Origin of the sequence: Pseudoalteromonas sp. J010 (assembly GCF_003934235.1) — a bacterium.
GTDB classification, from domain to species: domain Bacteria; phylum Pseudomonadota; class Gammaproteobacteria; order Enterobacterales; family Alteromonadaceae; genus Pseudoalteromonas; species Pseudoalteromonas peptidolytica.
The window spans coordinates 35,192-50,813 of sequence record NZ_RDBW01000028.1; the positions used below are offsets into that span (position 1 = coordinate 35,192).

A 15,622-nucleotide genomic window follows, 5' to 3' on the forward strand; every position below is an offset into this window, starting at 1 on the left:
TTTATGACTAGTGATAAGCGCTGTTAAGCAATATTTAACTTAAGCTCCTGAGAATAAATGCCTTTTTCACGCTCACTGTGTTGAACTCGATGCTAATAGTCGGTTACCTTCAAGTAACTTGGTCTGGTTATTTATGAAAAGTTGAGGCAAGCGCATCTAGTTCCAACCGATGTGCTTTAAAATTCAATCCACATCGTCTCAAGTAATCTTCAATTTTTTCGATATTATATTGCTTAGCTAACGCGTTGCCTGGTTTGAGCTGAGCCTGATCTGGATAGACTCCATAGCCTGCAAGCAGACAGTGCCAGCTAACCGATGGGTAGTACTGATCAATATTTTGGCGCGCCAATTCATCCGATAAATTATTGCCTGACACCCAAGTTTGCAGCACATTAAATAGTGAGCGAGATAGGTTGTTATTATTTGTATTATCAAGCCAATACTGCGTATCCGTGCGACTATTTACACGATAATGGGCAACAATATAATCTCTAATGGCTTGATAGCGCGTTGCGATCGAATGGTTATGTTTGTCTCGGTTCCCATCCGTGAATCCTGCCTCTTGATAACACTCTATAAAGCTTTGCACAGTCTCTTGAACTATGTGTAAAGCTGTCGCCTCTAATGGTTCTATAAACCCTTGAGATAAGCCAACAGCAATACAATTATTTTTCCAGTGGGTTTCCACTTGACCCACTTTCATTTTTATATGGCGAGCTTCAACGTCTGAGTCTAGTAAACCCAATGCGGCCCTTAACTCTGTTTCGGCCTGATCTCTATCGCAATAGCGCTGACTATATACATAGCCATTACCGATCCGGTTGGTTAATGGGATATGCCAAGACCATCCGTATTTGCGCGCCACCGACTGGGTTTCAGAGCGAATGATATCGCCTTGCTTGGTTGCTAATACCACCGCAGCGTCATTAAACAAGTTATTGCCAAATGATTCAAAACCGACATCAAGTGCTTGTTGTAGCAGTAAACTCTTAAAACCTGAGCAATCGACAAAAATATCTCCAGCGATTTCTACGCCCTGTGAGGTAACAAGTGCCGCAATGTCACCATTCACATGCTTTCTCACATCTGAAATTGTTGCATCAATATGCTTTACATTGCGCTTTTCGGCTTCACGTGCCAAAAACTCTCCCAACAAACTTGAGTCAAAGTGGTAGCCGTAATTGATTTCGAACGGAAAGTTTTGTGCAGCAATTGGCGACTTATTTGTGTTCGCTAAATGAGTGGCCAGAAAAAAGTGGTCTGGATGACCTTCAACATCAATTGCCTTACGCCTCACGAAGCTATTATGAAAAAATGCAGGTGCAGAGTAGTCATCTGGCTGTGCGGGAAAAGGATGAAAGTAGCTGGAAAATCCGGTTTTCGTTGACCAATCAATAAATCGGATCCCATTTTTGTATGTCGCGTTACAAGCTGGCATCCATTGAGCTTCCGAAATACCAAGGTAATCCATAAAGCCCTTAAATTGTGGTGTTGATCCCTCACCAACCCCAATAATACCGATACTGGAAGACTCAACAACGGTGATTTCGATCGCTTTATCTGCCCAACTCTTAGCCATCATATTTGCAGCCATCCAACCAGCAGTTCCGCCACCTAAAATCACTATTTTTTGGCTTTTCATCTTCTTCATACCTTAAAACTGTTAACATCGCCTATAAAAAGCTGAGTAATACCAATTTTCTTAATTAAGTGGTCTATTTTGAAGCGAGAAAATCTTGTCGATAACTAGGCAAAAATTTTGTTATTTAGTTGTTCTAAATAAGAAATTTTTAACGCTATTGGCGTCAGATTTACTCCTTCAAATTGAGCAAGTATTAAGTCAAATTGGTATAAATACGCCTTGTTAAAAAATAGATGATAGCAATCAACTACTGCTTCAGCGATTATAAAAAAACCACCAAAGCAGGGTTTACTTTGGTGGCTATCAAGTTCTTATTGATTAAAAACTATAATTAAAGCCCAGATAATACTGGCGACCAAATTCCTTGTACTCCCCTGTCGCCAGAGCTGCACCATAATTTGTCGTATTCGGTTCGTCAGTCAGGTTATTTACTTGCAACACAGCCTCTAAGCCATTTTCAAAATTATATGATGCTTGCCAATCGACTACCGTATATTCATCAGCCCATGCTAACGATGACCCTCCAGGTGACGCCCCCTCATAAACGTACTCGTCACGGTAACGAATATTTAAGTGAGTTGTGAATGAATCGATGTTCCAAAATACCGTTGCACTCCAGACATTTTTAGACAAACCAGGCAGTGGTAGCTGTTGATCTGGGAAGTTACCGCCACCATCAACGGTGGTTTCACTTTCGGTATATGAATAGTTAGCATTGAAGCCTAAGCCGGAAAAAATCCCCGGTAAGTTATCAAACATTGTCGTGTAGGCAAGTTCGATACCTCGGACATAGCCGCCCTGATCATTATTTTGTGTGGTCTGATACTGACCAGCCACAAATCCTTCCGGAACTTCCAGACCAATATCAGCCCAATCGACTTCACCTTCTTGATAAGTGATACTTTCAATTAATGACTCAATATCCTTCCAGAATAAGGCTGCAACAAAAGCACCACCATCTTCAAAATAGCGCTCGTATGACAAATCTATTTGAGTTGCTCTAAATGGGTCTAGATTTGGATTACCTTTTGACCACACATTGTAACGAGGAGTTTTACCATCATTTGCCGTATCAGCCCATGAGCCTGCCCCCCCTCTTAGTTGATAGACAGGCGGTCGACCTATCACCTCTGCTGCTGCAAATCTGATTTGGTCGGTGTCACTTRCTCTAAAGTTCAGGTTTAATGAAGGTAGTGTGTCAGTGTACTCTGGACCATAGTTGACATGGCGATAATCCGTTCTTTCAACACCATTATCATCTACGATTGAATCACCTACTTCATCACCTTGGATCTGTTGGATCCCAATAGATTTAGTATCAGTTCTAACAACTCTTACACCGAAGTTACCAGTCACAGGAATGTCTGCGATTTCGGTGTCTATGTTGGCCATGATGTAACCTGCAAGTACTTCTTCTTTAACCGCACCACTTTCAATAAGTGTCCAGTTATGACCCCAAGTTTGTTGCGCGTCGTAATTGCCAGGCCCAAAGACCTGATCAGCGATACCTTCAAGGTCTAACTCTAAGTATTGGAAGCCACGCGTCTCTCTAAGCGAGACAAACCCCGTCACATCGTGAGGAATACATGGGTGGTTTTGATCATTAAACTCACAGCCTTTATTCGTGACAATAGTGCCATCAGGTAGCTGATAACCATTTTGCCCTTCACGAGCGCCCCATCTAAACGTCGAACGTTGATCGGTAAACTCTCGGTCTGACCAACGTGCGCCAACCTCAATCGATGAAATAAAGCTATTTTCAATATAATATTTGAAGTCAACTTTTACGCTGTCCAACTCATCCGTATACTTATGTGGAAATTGCTCCCAGTCTCCCAAGCGCATATTTGAAAGATCGGTATAGCCATTACCCAAAGTTAAAAACGGTGAGTCTTTTTCTCTTTGCTCAAAAGAAAAGGTTTGGTTTCTTAATTCCTGCCATGTATTTACCAGCGTACCATCTTCCAGTGTCGCCGTACCGAACTCGTAGGCGTGCATAGAGGCAATCATATCTCTTCGAGTTTTTTCGCCTTCACTGTGTGCGATGTCAAGGGCTATTTCCCAAGAGTCAGTGGTGTACTGCAAGTTTAAGCCAAAGCTGTCTGTCGTCGAATCTGTAGATTGATCCTCAGAGCGCATTTCCACCCAAGGGCCTGTAGGGTCAGTAATCGTCACGTCACCGGCAACCAAGAAACCATCTTTTACAACAGCATTGTCAATGGAATACAGAGAGTTCAGATCTTTTGAAAAGCCTTCAATATTTAAACCGCTCTTTTTATCTTCCGATTCAAATTTTGAGTGAAAATAGTCAAATTGTACCTTGAATGTGTCTGTCGGTTGGTAAACCAAAGTACTTAACAGGCCAAGCCTCTCATCGCTTCCTTTTGCCGAGCGATATTGAAAACCGTTAACCGAGCGCTCTTTATTACCATCACCGTCAAAATCTTGGGAGCGAGTTGGGGCATGTGCAGAAATATCGATGGCATTATTAGGTTGATTTAAATAAGCTCCCCCTATTGCAAAGCCCAGTGTCTCATCAAGAAACTTACCACGATAAGAAAAGCTTATGCGCTCTCCTGTAGAATCAGCACCAACATCAGACGCAGCATCGTTGTATGAATATCTAACTGAAGAGTTAAAGTTATGCTCATTTTCAGCATCGAGTGGATTAGCGGTTTTTAGCTCTACCGTTCCCGCAACCCCGCCTTCAACAAGAGAAGCTTTAGGAGACTTATAGACCGCAGCTTGATTAATAAGCTCAGACGGATATTGGTCAAACGAGATCCAGCGACTACCAGCAGTATAGCCACTAGTACTGGCTTGCTCGCGTCCATTGAGTGTGGTTTGAATAAAGTCGCCATTCATTCCGCGGATATTTAACTGAGAAGACTGTCCACTTGCTCTAACAGCCGTTATGCCTGGTAAACGGCTTAACGAGTCTGCAATAGAAACATCTGGTAAAGCCGCCAAATCTCCAGCATCCACTATTTCTGAGACCGTATCGCTGAACCTTTTTTTATCAATAGAAGCGATAATACTGCGCGAGATCCCACGAACCTCTATCACTTCTACATTTTCATCTTTGTCAGCGGCGTTATCTTCGACTGGAGCTGCGTGACTCACACCCGCTGCAATCAGTGCAAGTGTTAGCATACTCGGTTTGAACTTAGACATAATGTTTTATCCCAATTAACCATATTATATTGTGCGATTTGCTCATCGGCGTGCAATTTGATGAAAAAACAATCTGGCACTATTGTTGTCTGGTAAATACTAGCGGTTGATTAAATTTGCAAACAACTTTGTGCATACGTATTCAAAGCTAGTGTATTTTAATAAAATTTACAGGTAGTTTACGAAAATAAAGCCTAAAAATATGAAATATAAGACTTTTTATGATTAAAGGTTATTAGTCCTCTCGTTAATTTTATTCGGTTTAAAATTCACTAAATTTTAACCCAAACGCGTTACGGTCATTTGCTATACCTCTATAATACCGGAGCTGTTGTGTATTCGCTCACCAAGATTGAATTGGTCTTACCAATAAAGCGCTGCTAGACCCAATAAATACAGAACAATCAAATCAATTACATCTAATTGGTAAAGTCTTTTTACAAAAATATATCTTGCTTGGACTTTACTTTATCCCGCAATGCAAAACCTGCATACGTATGCAGGTTTTTTACAGCCTAAAAACCATGACGTATTCTTTGCCACTATATAGTGGTGCTTATCAAGACTAGTAAGCAACACAACCACAAAGCAATAAGGTGAGCAGCCGGAGAATGTACATGGCTAGTAATAATGAATGGTGGAAAGGTGCGGTTATTTATCAAATCTACCCTCGCAGTTTTCAAGATAGTAATGCAGATGGTATCGGCGACTTAAAAGGAATAATTCATCGTCTGGACTACATCAAATCTCTTGGCGTAGATGCGGTGTGGATCTCACCGTTTTTCAAGTCACCAATGAAAGATTTTGGCTATGATATTAGCGATTATCGTGATGTAGACCCTATGTTTGGTGCGATTGAAGATTTTGATGAATTGATTAACCAAGCTCATGAGCGTGATATTAAGATAATCATTGATCAAGTCCTGAGTCATACCTCAAACCAACATCCATGGTTTATTGAAAGTCGTGAAAATAAAATCAACGATAAAGCTGACTGGTATGTTTGGGCTGACGCTAAACCTGACGGTAGTCCGCCTAATAACTGGCTGTCTATCTTTGGCGGTGTTGCTTGGCAATGGGAGCCTAGACGTTGTCAGTATTACTTACATAATTTTTTGACTGAGCAGCCAGATCTTAATTTCCATAACCCAGATGTACGTAAAGCTATCCTAGATAATGTTGAGTTCTGGCTGAAAAAAGGTGTTGATGGCTTTAGGTTAGATGCAATTAACTTTTGCTTTCATGACCAACAATTAAGAGATAACCCAGCAAAGCCAGTTGCGTTACGTCAGGGAAGAGGTTTTAGCGAAGACAACCCGTATGCTTTCCAATACCACTATTATAATAATACCCAGCCTGAAAACTTGGCGTTTATGGAAGAGATCCGCGCCCTGCTTGACCGCTATCCAGGAACCGTTAGCCTTGGAGAAATAAGTTCAGAAGATTCGCTACAAACTATGGCTGAGTACACCGCAGATGATAATAAGCTGCACATGGGCTATAGCTTTGAACTTCTCACCCGCGACTACAGTGCGAAATATATTCGAGACACCGTATCTCGCCTCGAAGCTGTCATGACCGAGGGCTGGCCATGTTGGGCATTTGCTAATCATGATGTCGAACGTGTCGCAAGTCGCTGGAGTACTAACAGCGTAGTCAATAACGAACAAGTAAAAATGCTCACTGCCCTACTCGGTTCGCTACGAGGAAGTGTTTGTATGTACCAAGGTGAAGAACTTGGCCTTGGTGAAGCTGCGGTGGCATTTGAAGAGTTGCAAGACCCATACGGGATCACATTTTGGCCTAATTTTAAAGGTCGAGATGGCTGCCGTACACCAATGCCGTGGACAAAAGCCAAACCACACGCAGGGTTTTCAGAAGCTAAGCCTTGGCTCCCAGTGTCCAATGAACATAGCGAGCGAGCAGTTGATGAACAAGTACAAGATAACAACTCAACACTTAGCTACTATCAAGCATTTTTGAGGTGGCGAGGTGCACAGCCTGCACTAAAAACTGGTGAAATTGAGTTTATCGACACGCCAGAGCCGGTATTAGCTTTCTATCGAAAAGTGGATGAACAAACCTTGTTATGTATCTTTAACTTAGCAGATACCCAGCAGGCGTTCACTTTACCTGAGCTAACACTGTCAGAATGCGACGTCAAACATCAAAGTGGCAGCATTACTAACAATGTACTTCAGCTGAGCGCCTTTGGTTGTTATTTTGCTGAAGTGATTTAATACAGCTATATCAGCATAGAGCGGCGCTAAGCCGCTCTTTTTTATTTTCCGGATTTTTGTCCCTGTCCACCTCTCCGTTAGTGAGACACCTGTAAACTAGAGTTTTCCAACTTTGCTCGGTAAGCTGTTAACGCTTGTCGTAAACGGCACAAAATAGTAGCCTAAAATTGGCGACGAAGGAGCACAAGCCTGCTGCTTTGTGTCCTTGTTAGGCTTTTACTTTGCCATATTTAAAATCATAAACTTCGAGTTTGGATCACATGATTTTTTACACCACATACCCCATTGAGAATCGCCGAAATCAAAAAACTTAAAGCCCAATTCTTTACCTGATATAGATTTAACAATAAGAGAATACACCTTTGGTCTATTAGGCGATTTATCAAATCCGGTTTCAAATAATTCAATTGAAGAAGCCGCTTCTTCACCTTGTAGTAAATTCATCTCGATTGATGTGAAATATGAATTGTTTCCAACGCTTTTGGGGTTTGTCCGAACCATTTGTGATGGAATCATCACTGGACTATATGAACCAACGTTTGACCAAATATAACCCTGCTTGTTGGAAATAATGTGCCCGTAAGGTGTGCAAACTATTTGCCCCCAATTATCGAGAGGCGAAGGTAACGCAGTTACAGCTGCTTTAGGCGTGCCAATGCAATCACCGACAGGATTTGATTTAACCAAGAACGATAGTATTGATATTAAAACTAAAATTAAATATTTCACAAAACTTCCCTGAAAGCCTACGCCTCAATATAGGGCGCATAAATGCTTAGCTATACTTAGTGGCTAAGGAGCGCAAGCCAAGCGTTTTGCGTCCTTTTGAGTAAATTGTTATGTTCGTAGCCATTTGTACATGACGTAGCTATCAACTAACCCTAGATGAGCATGCTTATATGCTTTGGGAATTGTACCTATGATTTGAAACCCTAGCTTCTCCCAAAGCTTCACCGCAACTTCATTGGTAGAGACCACACTGTTAAATTGCATGGCATCAAAGCCAAGTCTTAGAGCTGTTTCCTGAGAATGTTCACACATAAGACGTGCAATGCCATTACCTCTAGCTTCGCTAGAAACCATGTATCCACAATTACATATATGGCTACTTGGCCCCATTGCATTTGGCTTGATGTAGTAAGAGCCTAGTACAGCATCATTTTCTACGAAAGCGAAAGCTTTCAGGGGAGATTCACACCATAAAGCGAAGGCTTGTTCTAGCGTCATATTTGGGTCAAAGGCATAAGTTTCCTGTGCCTGAATTACCGCTGAAAATGTTGGCCAAAACGACTCAAAATCGGCTTTTGTGATTTCCCTAATCATAAATTTCCTCCTAGAACATAACGCCGCAATACGTCCCATTTATAATTGCCTTGTTAGCTACCAACACGACAACTTTTCTTATAATTAACTTTTGGCACAAAATACTTTTCTTCCATACACACCATAGTCTTGTGGCCATTAGTACCGCGAGTCTGTTGAACTAAAAAGACCAAATCCTTTCTAACTTCAGGAAGTTCTTCATTAGCTACATTTTCCAACAAAGCAATACGAGTTTCATATTCTGAAACAACTTCTAATTTCTCATTAATCAAGTTATTAATTTGAGCAATCAACTCAATTTTTTGTTGATCGAAATCTTCTTTTTCTTTTACTAAAATATTGACTCGTTCATTTAAACTACCAATAAAGTAAACCGTTGCAGCCAAAGTAATCGCTATAGTTATTGCTGAAAATGTTAATGTCAGTTTTTCAAATCTAGTCATTTAATACTCCATTCTATACTGCATAGCTAACGCCCCGCTAAAAGGCGAGCGCCAGCGAGTCCGGTGGAGGCCACTCTTTTTGTGGCCGGAACAAATTTGAGCTGTTTGTTATGTGATCTATAGTGCACGACTTAAATCAACTTCATAGCCCGCATGCTGTAGTTCTTTTGCAATATCCATTTTCCACGCGCCACGCTCATCTAAATCGATATACACAACACCGCTAATATCATTTGGGGTTTCAACGCCACCCTTGACGAGGGCTGTAACTTTAGAGCGCCCCAATCGCCCAATGAAATATCCATGCTCAAACACTACGTTTTGACGTGCTCTCGGCTTATTTTCCTCCCCTGCTTTTGAGCCAACATCACATGGCGTATATAAAACAATAGCGTACCCAACGTCACCGTAGGACTCGATTTTTTCAATTATGGTTTTACTTGAACTTGCCTGCTCATGAAGAATTATTGGATTTAACCCAATCTGCTCAATAAACCTAGCCAAAGTTAATTTAGCTAGATCGTCGTGTCCGTGAACGATAAAAACCTTTGGATTATTACCACTCTGAGATGCGACCAGTTGAGGTTCTTTTTTCCCATCTGATTTTTTGACAACCATTTGATAACCTGCCGGTATAGATCCAAGGCCTTCATGAAATCCAGGATCAACAACTTCGTACAATTCAATGCCGCCATTGGGCATTTTTCGTTCAATAAAATCTCCCACCTCAATCAGGATATCGGGTTGCTGAATAAATATTTTATTTTTTTGAACACTGGCAGGGATGTCTGCATGCTCTTCGCCACTAGAGCGCATCACTCTTACTCTATCATTGAGCATGTCTTTAAATGACATATCTACTCCTTGATTGGTTTGACACATAACACTTTAGTATTTATACGACATACTATTTGTGTTGCATAATCGCTTGTTGGACTGAGCTGCTACTTGCTCGGTGTAACAGAGTTGGTGTTGTTTATGCTATGGGAATTTGCTTTTTAGAGACATTAGCCAAATCATTTGGTTTGAACAGCTAATCTATTATTAATTAAGCTTTCCCTACATCGCTCAGCGCTTATTATGTATTCATTACACCTAAATTTGCCTTAATAAGCAATTATATTTTTTTAGCATACGAGGCCGCTAGCCTGAGCAATTAAGCAGGTTAACTAATTGATTTTGAGCAGCTATCTAACTGCTAACTCGTTCGCTCTACTTTGATCGGTGTTGCCTCTAACTTGATTGCGCCAATTAACCGCAAGAGACCTACCTTACAATGCTAACAAGGCCATATTTGATAACCGAGCTAACATCCAACCCGTTGGGTGATACATTTTCCAGTAACTAAAATACAAAGCGCCCGATGAGGTTCATTGAGCGTTTTAATTTCAAATAGTGTCAGTCCATGCTAGGACGAGTCACTTATTCATCTCGTGCTTTAGCTGAGGTAGCTCGAGCGCTTGGTAATATAACCATCCTTGATGAATGTTGACGCCCCGACTTTGCAGATAATCCGCCTGATCCTGTGTTTCGACTCCTTCTGCAATTAGTTTCTTATCGAGCTTTTCCGCCATATCTATTACAGCCGCGAGTACTGGAGACTGAAGTGTGTCTAAGCCTATCGAAGCTACAAAGCTTTGGTCTATCTTGAGTAAATCTATTGGAAAGCTCTGTAAATACTGTAAGCCACTATAACCTGTGCCAAAATCATCAATAGCTATCTCAATGCCTGCACGCTTAAGTTCATTTAAGACCGTTTTGGTTTGTGCCTGTGTCAGCACATCTCGTTCAGTTAACTCAATGGTGAGTGATGAAATATACTTTTTTGCGCAAAGCAACGTATCAATATATCGCTTTGATCCCAGCAATAAGCCATTGACATTAAATGACACTTTAAACTTCGGTTGCTGCAATAAGATCTCGCTTAAGTCTCGTATTGCCTCTTCCACTTGGGTGATAGAAATGTCCAGTATGGTGCCATCTCTCTCGGCCTCTGGTACAAAATAAGCGGGACCCAAAATGCCTTCTAGCGGGTGGCGCCATCTGATCAATACTTCTACGCCAACAATACTTTTTGACTGAGCACATACTAGTGGCTGATAAACATTGAAAAGCTCTTCATTTGCAAGTGCTCGTAGAATTTGCGTTTTACTGCTCAGCTGACGTTTATCATAGTTAATTAACAGAAAGGTTAACCCGCCCCAAGAGCAGCAATACAAGACCCCCCACAGTAGCCCCCAGATCCATTCCATTTTGACCAAACGGTCGTCGTTTTTGGCAATGATCAAGCTTAACTGCGGCAAACTCGGGATCACGGAAATATAAGCAAATTTAACAATGCCATCGTCAAAGTGCCCTTCTACAGCTTGTCGGTTTTTAGCTGGAAAAAGTTTCTGACGGATCGGCAATGAATAATTACCGTTTAGGAAAATAGGTACGCCTGTCGTGTTATCAACTAAAGCTGCAAAATCAGTATCATGGTGAGCTGATATGTCTAACATTCTTTTCAGCCAATGATCTGGCATCAGCACGTTTACCTCATAGCCATCATCTCGAGTACGGGCAAGAACAAATGCTGGTAGCTCCAAATAATCAGTAATAATGGGGCCATAATATCTCAAACCAGACTGTTTTAAAGGCGTGCTAGTGTTAACTGGGGGAGTCAATCTTCCAAACGAATTACAGACGAGTTTTCCCTTGGGATCTATAATCCCTATTTCGCTCATACCAGGGTTTTCAAACACTAGCCTGCGCATATGATGAAGACTGTGCGGATCACAGTTTAGAGAGAGATCTACTGCATACTTGAGTGTGTCGTCAACAACGGTAAACTCTTTATCAATATCAGAGACAATTCGATTTACTACGGTAGCTAGGTTCGCTTTTGCCGTTTCCTTTAGGTGCACATAGCTAAATAAAGTCGCTATCGAAAAAACAAAACTACAAGAAAGCCAAGCAATAAAGATATTCTTTAACAACTTGCTTAAGGAGTGTGCTCCTCGCATATACTTCTCACTCCACAAAATGCGACAAGGCGCAGAGTGTAGCGTGCGTATATGACGATACTATTTCAAATTAAAAAAAGCCTTGGTATCGCTACCAAGGCTTTTTTACTTTTACAAGTTTTTGCTTGTGCCGACCTCAACACGGGTTTTTAACTTTTGGCCTGGCCTAAAAGTTACCACGCGTCGCGCAGAGATAGGAATATCTTCCCCAGTTTTTGGGTTCCTACCTGGGCGTTCCTTCTTGTCGCGAAGGTCAAAGTTACCAAACCCGGAGAGCTTTACTTGCTCGCCGTTTTCTAGCGCTGAGCGGATTTCTTCAAAAAACGCTTCAACTAAGTCTTTGGCATCTTTCTTATTGATCCCCAGTTTATCAAATAGGTGTTCAGCTATGTCGGCTTTAGTAAGCGCCATATCTAGTCCCTCAACGATGCATTGAATTGTTTGGCCAATTCGGCCACCACGTTTTCTACAACCGCGTTGATGTCTTTCTCTTCGAGTGTTCTATCAACCGCTTGCAATGTTAGAGCAATAGCTAAACTCTTATGATCAGGTTCAACACCTTGCCCTTTGTACACATCGAATAAGTTTAGGTCAACTAATTGATTTCCGCCAACTTTCTCAATGCACTCTAAAATATCGCCTATTTTTACGTCATCTGCAACTAAAATAGCAATATCTCTTCTATTTGATGGGAATTTAGAGATGCTTACCGCTTCAGGAAGCAGACGGTTTTCTAAAGCAGCCATGTCAATTTCAAACACATATGGCGTATCTTTAAGCTCTAACGGCTTTAATAGCTGCGGATGTACTGCACCGATAAAACCGACCTTTTTGCCATCTGCATAAATTGCAGCTGATTGGCCTGGGTGCAAGCCATCACTCGCTTCGGCTTTAAAGCTAAAACGTGCTTTATCATTACATAGTGTCAGTAATGCTTCTACATCGCCTTTTACATCAAAGAAATCAACCTTGCGAGAAGGAACTGACCAGTGTTCATTATGTGTATTACCATAGGCAATACCACCAATTACAGCCGTTTGACGTACACCGTTTTCTGCACTGTCATCTTTAATAAACTTCAGTCCAGTTTCGAATAAGCGAATGCGTGATTGTTGACGATTTTGGTTATAAGAAACCGCATTGATTAAGCCCGTCATCAAGCTTACGCGCATTGCCGACATTTCCACTGAAATTGGGTGTGGCAAGATTAACGCATCAGATTGTGGGTGCAACAACTGCTGAGCTTTTGGATCAACAAAACTGTAGGTGATCGCCTCTTGGTAGCCACGACTTACTAATTCATCTCTAAAACGCGCTACTGGCAAACGCGCTTCTTGATGATCTGTCATCTTTAACGCCGCGGTTGGCGCCACATTTGGAATATTATTGTAGCCAAATACGCGAGCCACTTCTTCGATCAAATCTTCTTCAATGCTGATATCAAAGCGATAGCTCGGTACTGTTGCTTGCCACTGGCCGCCTGCAAATGTTACCGATAAACCAAGACGCGTTAAGATATCAGATACTTTAGCATCTTCGATATGATAACCGATAACGCGATCTAAACGCTCACGGCGTAAAGTCACTTCACGCTCTTTTGGTAAATCTGTTTCTGATACCGCTTCAACAATCGGCCCTGCTTCACCACCAACGATTTCAAGCAGCAAACCTGTTGCTCTTTCCATTGCGTCACGCTGCAGTACAGGGTCTACACCACGCTCGTAGCGGTGCGACGCATCAGTATGCAAACCATAGCTACGCGCTTGACCCGCAATTGCCAACGGTGCAAAAAAGGCACTTTCTAATAAAATGTCTGTTGTCTGCTCATTAACACCAGAGCGCTCACCACCAAAAATACCCGCCATGGCCAATGCCTTATTGTCATCTGCAATAAGCAGCGTTGATGGCTTAAGCTTCGCCGTATTGCCATCTAATAATACTAGCTCTTCATTTTCATGGGCGTTGCGTACTTTGATCCCACCTTCGATTTGGTTTAAATCGAATGCGTGCATCGGATGGCCTAACTCAAGCAAAACGTAGTTAGTAACATCAACCACAGGGTCAATTGAGCGCACGCCACAACGGCGCAGTTTTTCAACCATCCATAATGGGGTGTCTGCGTTAACGTTAACTCCCTTGATCACTCGACCTAAGTAACGTGGACATGCTTCGCTGTTTACTAACTCAATAGCGATTTTGTCATCAATTGTTGGAGTAACTGGCGTGATAGCCACTTCTGTTACATCGATACTGTTTAGTACTCCAACTTCACGAGCAAGACCTTTGATCCCTAAACAGTCACTGCGGTTTGCAGTTAAGTCAACATCAATAGTCACGTCGTCTAAGCCAAAGTATTCGCGAATATCTTGGCCAATTGGCGCGTCCATCGGTAGCTCTAAAATACCGTCTGAACTTTCTGCCATGCCCAGCTCTTCGAACGCACAAAGCATACCATGTGATGGCTGACCACGAAGTTTCGCTTTCTTGATTTTGAAATCACCAGGCAGCGTTGCGCCCACTTTAGCAACCGCTACTTTTAAACCTACACGGCAGTTAGCGGCACCACAGACAATATCTAGTAGCTCGTCTTCGCCTACGTTTACTTTTGTTACTCTAAGTTTGTCGGCATCTGGGTGTTGTTCACACTCAACTACTTCACCGATAACAACCCCTTGGAAGTCACCAGCTACTGGGTCTACACCATCAACCTCTAAACCAGCCATTGATAATTGCTCAGATAGTGCATCAGTATCAATTGCTGGATTAACCCACTCGCGTAACCACTTTTCACTGAATTTCATACTTTTGTCGCTCTTATCTGAATTGGTTTAGGAATTTTAAATCGTTTTCGAAGAAAGCCCTTAAGTCAGTTACGCCATAACGCAACATCGTCAAACGCTCAACCCCCATACCAAAGGCGAAACCTGTGTATTTTTCAGGATCAATGCCTACCGAACGCAATACGTTCGGGTGCACCATACCGCAACCGAGCACTTCTAACCATTTACCATTTTTCCCCATTACATCTACTTCTGCTGAAGGCTCTGTAAATGGGAAGTATGAAGGGCGAAAACGAATTTCCATATCTTCTTCAAAGAAATTACGTAGGAAATCATGCAAGATCCCTTTCAGTTCAGTAAAGCTTACGTCAGTATCTACCATCAGGCCTTCAACTTGATGGAACATCGGTGTGTGTGTTTGATCGTAGTCGTTACGATAAACACGACCCGGCGAAATAATGCGTAAAGGTGGTTGCTCTGCTTCCATTGTACGGATCTGAACACCACTGGTTTGTGTGCGCAGTACCAATTTAGGATTGAAATAGAAAGTATCATGATCAGCACGCGCTGGGTGATGCTCAGGAATATTTAGCGCGTCAAAGTTATGAAAGTCATCTTCAACCTCTGGGCCAGATTTAACAGCAAATCCTAGCTCACCAAAGAATTGTTCAATTCGTTCAATAGTGCGAGTTACTGGGTGAAGGCCACCAGCAGGCATAGTACGACCTGGTAAGGTCACATCGATGGTTTCAGCGGCTAACTTCTGCTCAAGTGCTGCATTTGCTAACGCTTCACGTTTTACCGTAATCGCATCTTGTACTTGGGTTTTAGCTTGGTTAATCACTTGACCTGCGTCTTTACGCTCTTCCGGCGCTAGTTTGCCTAGCGTTTTTAGAAGACCGGTGATCTCACCTTTCTTACCAAGGTAGTTAACTCTAACTTCCTCAAGGTGCGCAATTTCGCTTGCCTGCTCTACGGCTTCGAGCGCTTGCGCTAAAATATTTTCTAAATTCAT

General features: G+C 42.1%; 11 protein-coding genes. 1 reads left to right on the forward strand and 10 read right to left on the reverse strand.

Annotated features, from left to right (window positions below; genetic code table 11):
- Window positions 1-127: 127 nt before the first annotated feature.
- On the reverse strand, window positions 128-1,642 hold the full coding sequence (locus EAG18_RS15105) for a tryptophan halogenase family protein (RefSeq protein ID WP_125253212.1): 1,515 nt from the start codon (window positions 1,640-1,642) through the stop codon (window positions 128-130).
- 318 nt (window positions 1,643-1,960) lie between these two features.
- Complete coding sequence (locus EAG18_RS15110) at window positions 1,961-4,816, reverse strand: TonB-dependent receptor (RefSeq protein ID WP_125253213.1); 2,856 nt, start codon at window positions 4,814-4,816, stop codon at window positions 1,961-1,963.
- Window positions 4,817-5,433: 617 nt separating this feature from the next.
- Here EAG18_RS15110 and EAG18_RS15115 point away from each other — a divergent pair.
- Window positions 5,434-7,056 (forward strand): alpha-glucosidase, encoded by a 1,623-nt coding sequence (locus tag EAG18_RS15115; protein ID WP_125253214.1) that lies wholly within the window; start codon window positions 5,434-5,436, stop codon window positions 7,054-7,056.
- A 216-nt stretch (window positions 7,057-7,272) separates the two neighbouring features.
- Here EAG18_RS15115 and EAG18_RS15120 read toward each other — a convergent pair whose 3' ends face one another.
- The 8 genes from EAG18_RS15120 to pheS all read right to left on the reverse strand — a co-directional run bounded on the left by EAG18_RS15120 (window position 7,273) and on the right by pheS (window position 15,622).
- Window positions 7,273-7,785, reverse strand: a complete 513-nt coding sequence (locus EAG18_RS15120) for a hypothetical protein (protein WP_125253215.1) — start codon at window positions 7,783-7,785, stop codon at window positions 7,273-7,275.
- Between the two features lie 108 nt (window positions 7,786-7,893).
- Window positions 7,894-8,379 carry a GNAT family N-acetyltransferase gene (locus EAG18_RS15125; RefSeq protein WP_125253216.1) on the reverse strand — a complete coding sequence of 162 codons (486 nt, stop codon included), beginning with the start codon at window positions 8,377-8,379 and terminating at the stop codon, window positions 7,894-7,896.
- Window positions 8,380-8,432: 53 nt separating this feature from the next.
- Complete coding sequence (locus tag EAG18_RS15130; protein WP_125253217.1) at window positions 8,433-8,822, reverse strand: hypothetical protein; 390 nt, start codon at window positions 8,820-8,822, stop codon at window positions 8,433-8,435.
- A gap of 117 nt (window positions 8,823-8,939) precedes the next feature.
- Window positions 8,940-9,677, reverse strand: a complete 738-nt coding sequence (locus EAG18_RS15135; RefSeq protein ID WP_275557311.1) for a nucleotide-binding protein — start codon at window positions 9,675-9,677, stop codon at window positions 8,940-8,942.
- A 563-nt stretch (window positions 9,678-10,240) separates the two neighbouring features.
- Entirely contained in the window at window positions 10,241-11,827 is a 1,587-nt protein-coding gene (locus tag EAG18_RS15140) for an EAL domain-containing protein (protein WP_125253219.1), read from the reverse strand.
- 111 nt (window positions 11,828-11,938) lie between these two features.
- Window positions 11,939-12,238, reverse strand: a complete 300-nt coding sequence (gene ihfA / locus EAG18_RS15145; RefSeq protein ID WP_099641651.1) for an integration host factor subunit alpha — start codon at window positions 12,236-12,238, stop codon at window positions 11,939-11,941.
- Between the two features lie 2 nt (window positions 12,239-12,240).
- Window positions 12,241-14,628, reverse strand: coding sequence for a phenylalanine--tRNA ligase subunit beta (gene pheT / locus EAG18_RS15150; protein WP_125253220.1), 2,388 nt, complete (start codon window positions 14,626-14,628; stop codon window positions 12,241-12,243).
- A gap of 13 nt (window positions 14,629-14,641) precedes the next feature.
- Window positions 14,642-15,622: a phenylalanine--tRNA ligase subunit alpha gene (gene pheS / locus EAG18_RS15155; protein ID WP_125253221.1), complete on the reverse strand. Its 981-nt coding sequence runs from the start codon at window positions 15,620-15,622 to the stop codon at window positions 14,642-14,644.

Bases quoted from the DNA above. Each gene is read 5' to 3' on its own strand.
- EAG18_RS15105 (WP_125253212.1), bottom strand. From the start codon at position 1,642: ATGAAAAGCCAAAAAATAGTGATTTTAGGTGGCGGAACTGCTGGTTGG.
- EAG18_RS15115 (WP_125253214.1), top strand. From the start codon at position 5,434: ATGGCTAGTAATAATGAATGGTGGAAAGGTGCGGTTATTTATCAAATC.
- EAG18_RS15125 (WP_125253216.1), bottom strand. From the start codon at position 8,379: ATGATTAGGGAAATCACAAAAGCCGATTTTGAGTCGTTTTGGCCAACA.
- EAG18_RS15130 (WP_125253217.1), bottom strand. From the start codon at position 8,822: ATGACTAGATTTGAAAAACTGACATTAACATTTTCAGCAATAACTATA.
- EAG18_RS15135 (WP_275557311.1), bottom strand. From the start codon at position 9,677: ATGTCATTTAAAGACATGCTCAATGATAGAGTAAGAGTGATGCGCTCT.
- EAG18_RS15140 (WP_125253219.1), bottom strand. From the start codon at position 11,827: ATGCGAGGAGCACACTCCTTAAGCAAGTTGTTAAAGAATATCTTTATT.
- ihfA (WP_099641651.1), bottom strand. From the start codon at position 12,238: ATGGCGCTTACTAAAGCCGACATAGCTGAACACCTATTTGATAAACTG.
- pheT (WP_125253220.1), bottom strand. From the start codon at position 14,628: ATGAAATTCAGTGAAAAGTGGTTACGCGAGTGGGTTAATCCAGCAATT.
- pheS (WP_125253221.1), bottom strand. From the start codon at position 15,622: ATGAATTTAGAAAATATTTTAGCGCAAGCGCTCGAAGCCGTAGAGCAG.